The sequence below is a fragment of the Pseudarthrobacter albicanus genome, from assembly GCF_018224015.1.
Lineage (GTDB): Bacteria > Actinomycetota > Actinomycetes > Actinomycetales > Micrococcaceae > Arthrobacter > Arthrobacter albicanus.
Genome location: NZ_JAGPOT010000015.1, coordinates 1 through 5,717, shown reverse-complemented (window position 1 = coordinate 5,717; position 5,717 = coordinate 1). Strand labels below are relative to the sequence as shown.

4 protein-coding genes and 1 pseudogene are annotated in these 5,717 nt (G+C 64.6%); 2 read left to right on the top strand and 3 right to left on the bottom strand.

The features are described 5' to 3' along the window. The 3 genes and pseudogenes from J9611_RS21725 to J9611_RS05420 all read right to left on the bottom strand — a co-directional run. Positions 1 to 107 (bottom strand): annotated as a pseudogene (locus J9611_RS21725) (IclR family transcriptional regulator); the annotation flags it as partial. Between the two features lie 99 nt (positions 108 to 206). Then, positions 207 to 1,463: an aminopeptidase P family protein gene (locus tag J9611_RS05425; RefSeq protein ID WP_211878372.1), complete on the bottom strand. Its 1,257-nt coding sequence runs from the start codon at positions 1,461 to 1,463 to the stop codon at positions 207 to 209. A gap of 58 nt (positions 1,464 to 1,521) precedes the next feature. After that, a complete protein-coding gene (locus J9611_RS05420) occupies positions 1,522 to 2,919 on the bottom strand; it encodes an MFS transporter (RefSeq protein WP_211878370.1) in 1,398 nt (465 codons plus the stop codon). 227 nt (positions 2,920 to 3,146) lie between these two features. Between J9611_RS05420 and glyA the strand changes: the two genes are divergently transcribed. Continuing rightward, a complete protein-coding gene (gene glyA / locus J9611_RS05415) occupies positions 3,147 to 4,481 on the top strand; it encodes a serine hydroxymethyltransferase (RefSeq protein WP_211878374.1) in 1,335 nt (444 codons plus the stop codon). Further along, positions 4,478 to 5,698 carry a sarcosine oxidase subunit beta family protein gene (locus J9611_RS05410; RefSeq protein ID WP_211878368.1) on the top strand — a complete coding sequence of 407 codons (1,221 nt, stop codon included), beginning with the start codon at positions 4,478 to 4,480 and terminating at the stop codon, positions 5,696 to 5,698. Before glyA ends, J9611_RS05410 begins: the two co-directional genes overlap by 4 nt. Positions 5,699 to 5,717: the final 19 nt, after the last annotated feature.

Here is a 5,717-nt window from a genome sequence, read left to right as displayed (position 1 = left end):
GTGAAGGTCCGCAGGACGGCGATGGCGTTGACGATGACGGAGGTGCCCTTGGTGTCGCCGTTTCCGTTGGTGTCAGGAGATTCTGCTGGAGTCATGATATACACCATCATTCCGTATGGGAGCCGAAAAGCGGCGCCACGTTGGACGTGGCGCCGCTTCCTTGCGGGCTAGGGTTTGCGGGCTATGGTGTGCGGTTCAGGGGACGGTCAGGCGCTGATGATGTTGTACTCGGGGCCGAAGGGGAACTTGGTGATGTTCTCGGCTCCGTCCTCACCCACCACCAGGATGTCGTGCTCACGGTAGCCGCCGGCGCCGGGCGCACCGTCCAGGACTGTGATCATGGGTTCCATCGAGACCACCATGCCGGGCTCCAGCACGGTGTCGATGTCCTCGCGGAGCTCCAGTCCGGCCTCCCGGCCGTAGTAGTGGCTCAGGACGCCGAAGGAGTGTCCGTATCCGAAGGTCCGGTTGGCCAGCAGCCCGTGGCCCACGTAGATCTCGTTCAGCTCGGCGGCGATGTCCTTGCAGACAGCGCCGGGCTTGATGAGCTCGAGTCCGCGCTTGTGGACTTCCACGTTGATGTTCCACAGCTCCAGGGAGCGGGCGTCGGGTTCGCCGTAGAACAGGGTGCGCTCCAGTGCGGTGTAGTAGCCGGAGGTCATCGGGAAGCAGTTCAGGGACAGGATGTCGTGTTCCTGGATCTTCCGCGTGGTGGCCCAGTTGTGGGCGCCGTCGGTGTTGATGCCGGACTGGAACCATACCCAGGTGTCACGGATTTCCGAATCCGGGAAGGTCCGGGCGATTTCGTGGACCATGGCTTCGGTGCCGATCAGGGCGACCTCGTACTCGGTGATCCCGGCGGTGATGGCGTTGCGGATGGCCTCGCCGCCCAGGTCCCCGATCCGGGCACCGTGCTTGATGACCTCGATCTCCTCGGCCGACTTGATCATCCGCTGGCGCATGGCGGCCTGCGCCACGTCCACCAGGGTGGCCCCGGCGAAGGCCGCCTGGATCTTGTTGCGGTTGTCCAGCGGGAGCGAATCGTCTTCGACGCCGAGCCGGCGGACGGAAATGCCGCGGGTGCGGAGGGCTTCCTGAATGGCGAAGATGTAGTTGTCCCGGCGCCAGTCGGTGTAGACGACGTTGTCGCCGTAGCTGCGGCGCCACGGCATGCCGGCGTCGATGTTCGCCGTGACCGTCACGGTGTCGTCCTTGGTGACCACCATGGCGTAGGAGCGGCCGAAGTAGGTGAACAGGAAGTCGGAGTAGTACTTGATGGAGTGGTAGCTGGTCAGGACGACGGCGTCCAGATCCTTCTCCTCCATGATCCGGCGCAATCCGCCGAGCCGGCGCTCAAACTCGGCGTTCGAGAAGGTCAGCTTTTCCTTCTGCCCGTTGTGCAGGACTTTCAGTCGCTCCAGTTCGGCGATGGACGAAGCGGTGGCGGATGTGGTGCTGGTCATTAGGGTGGTGCCTTTCTGCAGTGCTGTTCTTTTCGTGAGGAAAGTTGAAGAGACTGATCTACTCGTGGGTCAGTGGTTCCTTGCTGGTTTCCCGGGACACGATGACGGCAATCAGGGAGATGACTGCGGCAGCGACCAGGTACCAGGCGGGAGCCAGGTTGTTGTGCGTGGCGGCGATCAGGAGGGTGGCCATGAAGGGTGCGGTGCCGCCGAAGAGGGCGTTGGAGAGGTTGAAGCTGACGGCGAAGCCGCTGTAGCGGACGCGGGTGGGGAACATTTCGGCCAGGAAGCTCGGGAGTGTGCCGTCATTGAGTGTGAGCATGCCGCCCAGCAGGATCTGGACGAGGACGATGACCAGGAAGTTCCCCGTGCCGAGCAGGGCGAAGGCAGGCACGGTCAGCACGATGAAGGTGATGGATGCGGCGATGAGGACCTTTTTCCGGCCGTAGCGGTCCGAGAGCATTCCGGTCAGGAAGATGAACCCGATGTACGTCACCAGCGCGATGGTGGTGGCCAGGAAGGATTCGGTTTTCCCGAGGCCCAGTTCCGAGGACAGGTACGTGGGCATGTAGCTGAGGATCACGTAGAAGCCGACGGCGTTGAGCAGCACTGCTCCGACCGCCTTTAGCAGCAGCCGCCAGTGCTTGCGGAACAGGCTGGATACCGGTGCCTTGATGGCGTGGTCCTCTTCTGCCAGTTCGCGGAACACCGGGGTGTCTTCGAGCTTGGTGCGGATGTAGCGTCCGATCAGGCCCATCGGGGCTGCGAGCAGGAACGGCAGGCGCCAGCCCCAGCTTTGCATGGCCTCGGCGCTGAGCAGGGTGGTCAGCAGGCCCGCGAGCAGGGAGCCGAGCAGCAGGCCTGCGGCCGTGCTGGCGGGTACGACGGCGGCGTACAGGCCGCGCTTGTTGGCGGGGGCGTACTCCACCAGGAAGGCGGACGCGCCCGCGTATTCACCTGACGCGGAGAAGCCCTGCGCGACGCGCACCACCAGGAGCAGGATGGGAGCCCAGATGCCGATGGAGTTGAACCCCGGGATCAGTGCGATGCAGAACGTCGCTCCGGACATGATCAGGATTGACAGGGAGAGCGCATTCCGGCGCCCGACCCGGTCGCCGATGTGGCCCCACACGAAACCGCCGAGTGGCCGCACCAGGAACGAGATTGCGAACAGGGCGAAAGTCAGCAGCAGCCCGGTCTGGGGATTGGATTCGGGGAAGAAGACCGAGGCGATTGTTGCGGCCAGGTAGCCGTACACCGCGTAGTCAAACCATTCGACGAAGTTCCCGATGAAGCTGGCGGCGATCACCCGCCGCCGGGTTTCCTTGCTGACCACGGGGTGTCCCCCGCCAGGGCCGGACACGCCGGCCGTCGGAGGGTGTGGGGCTGCCGGGTCCGGAGCCCGTCGTGACTTACTGCCCGGAATGGTTGCCGCTGGGTTTGGTTCGTTACTCATATGTCCACCAATGAAAATTTGGGTTGCATTGAACGCAACGCTGTTGCATCAGACTATGCGTGACCTGAAACACAGTCAAGACCTCATGGATAATCCGCAAGAAGAATTTCTTTCCATCCCCACGCGCGGAAAAGTGATTGACGCAACACCTTCTGCGTTCTAGAGTTGCATTCAACGCAACACTGTTGCATTCATGTATGAGTTTCCTTGAACCGAAAGAGGCCGCCATGACGGGCACCCTGAATGAACCCCTGGCCAGCGTCGACGCTGAAGTCAAGCGGGCCATTGACCACGAGCTGGAACGTCAGCAGTCCACCCTGGAGATGATTGCGTCCGAGAATTTCGCCCCCGCCTCGGTCATGGAGGCCCAGGGATCGGTGTTGACCAATAAGTACGCGGAGGGCTACCCGGGCAAGCGCTACTACGGCGGCTGCGAGCACGTCGATGTCATTGAACAGCTGGCGATCGACCGGGTGAAGGCCCTGTTCGGCGCGGAAGCGGCGAACGTGCAGCCCCATTCGGGCGCCCAGGCCAACGCGGCCGCGATGTTTGCCCTCCTGGAACCGGGCGACACGATCATGGGACTCTCCCTTGCGCACGGCGGGCACCTCACCCACGGGATGCGCATCAACTTCTCCGGCAAGCTCTACACCGTGGTCCCCTACCACGTGAGCGAGCACAATCACCTGGTCGACATGGCTGAAGTCGAGGCCCTTGCGCTTGAGCACCGCCCCAAGATGATCGTTGCCGGCTGGTCGGCCTATTCCCGGCAGCTGGATTTCGCCGAGTTCCGCCGGATCGCGGATCTCGTGGGCGCCTACCTGATGGTGGACATGGCGCACTTCGCTGGACTCGTGGCCGCGGGGCTGCACCCGAACCCGGTGCCGTATGCCGATATCGTCACCACCACCACGCACAAGACCCTCGGCGGGCCGCGCGGCGGCGTGATCCTGAGCAAGGAGGAGTACGCCCGCAAGATCAACAGCGCCGTGTTCCCGGGGCAGCAGGGCGGGCCGCTGGAACACGTGATCGCGGCCAAGGCCGTTGCCTTCAAGATCGCGGCCTCGGCGGAGTTCAAGGAACGCCAGGAGCGCACGCTCGAAGGCGCCCGGACCCTTGCGTCCCGGCTCCTGCGCGATGACGTCGCGGCGGCAGGGATCTCGGTGGTCAATGGCGGCACGGATGTGCACCTGGTCCTGGTGGACCTGCGGCACTCCGAGCTGGACGGGCAGCAGGCCGAAGACAGGCTGCACCGGATCGGCATCACCGTGAACCGGAACGCGGTTCCGTTTGACCCCCGCCCACCCATGGTCTCCTCGGGCCTGCGGATCGGGACCCCCGCCCTGGCTACCCGCGGCTTCGGCGCCGCGGAGTTCACCGAGGTGGCGGACATCATCGCAGCGGCGCTCATCGCACCGGCCACCAACAACGAGCTCAGCGACGAAACCGCCGCCGGGCTCCGCGGGCGCGTGGCCGCCCTGGCGGCACGATTCCCCCTCTACCCGCACCTTGGCGACAAGGCAACCGGGCTTGAGGCAGAACTGATTGGAGCAGCACAATGACCACGGAACATCTGCCGGAACACCCCGACTTCCTGTGGCGCAACCCGGAGCCCAAGTCCTCCTACGACGCCGTGATTGTCGGCGGCGGCGGGCACGGGCTGGCGACCGCCTACTATCTGGCGAAGAACCACGGGATGACGAACATCGCCATCCTGGAAAAAGGCTGGCTCGCCGGCGGCAACATGGCCCGGAACACCACCATCATCCGCTCCAACTACCTCTGGGATGAGAGCGCGGCGATCTATGAGCACGCCCTGAAGCTGTGGGAGATCCTGCCGGAGGAACTCGAGTACGATTTCCTGTTCAGCCAGCGCGGGGTCATGAACCTGGCCCACACCCTGGGAGATGTCCGCGAAAGCATGCGCCGCGTCGGGGCCAACAAGCTCAACGGCGTGGACGCCGAATGGCTGGACCCGGGCCAGGTCAAGGAACTCTGCCCCATCCTGAACACCAGCGACAACATCCGCTACCCCGTGATGGGTGCCACCTACCAGCCGCGGGCCGGCATCGCCAAGCATGACCACGTCGCGTGGGCCTTCGCCCGCAAGTGCGACGAGCTCGGCGTGGACATCATCCAGAACTGCGAGGTCACCGGCTTCCTCAAGGAAGGGAACCGCGTCGTGGGCGTCAAGACCAGCCGCGGCACCATCCACACCGAAAAGGTCGGTCTCTGCGCCGCAGGACACAGCAGCGTGCTGGCCGAGATGGCCGGGTTCCGGCTCCCCATCCAGTCCCACCCGCTCCAGGCCCTGGTGTCCGAACTGCACGAACCGGTCCACCCCACCGTCGTCATGTCGAACCACGTCCACGTCTACGTCTCCCAGGCGCACAAGGGCGAACTGGTCATGGGCGCCGGCGTGGACTCCTACAACGGCTACGGACAGCGCGGCTCCTTCCACGTCATCGAGGAGCAGATGGCGGCCGCCGTGGAGCTCTTCCCGATCTTCGCCCGGGCCCACGTGCTCCGGACCTGGGGCGGGATCGTGGACACCACCATGGACGCCTCGCCGATCGTGGGCACCACCCCGGTGGAGAACATGTTCGTCAACTGCGGCTGGGGAACCGGCGGGTTCAAGGGCACCCCGGCTGCCGGCATGACGTTCGCGCACACCATCGCCACCGGCGCCCCGCACCAGCTCAACAAGCCCTTCGCACTGGAACGCTTCGAAACCGGTGCCCTGATCGACGAACACGGCGCCGCCGCCGTGGCCCACTAGAAAGAGGTAAGGACATGCT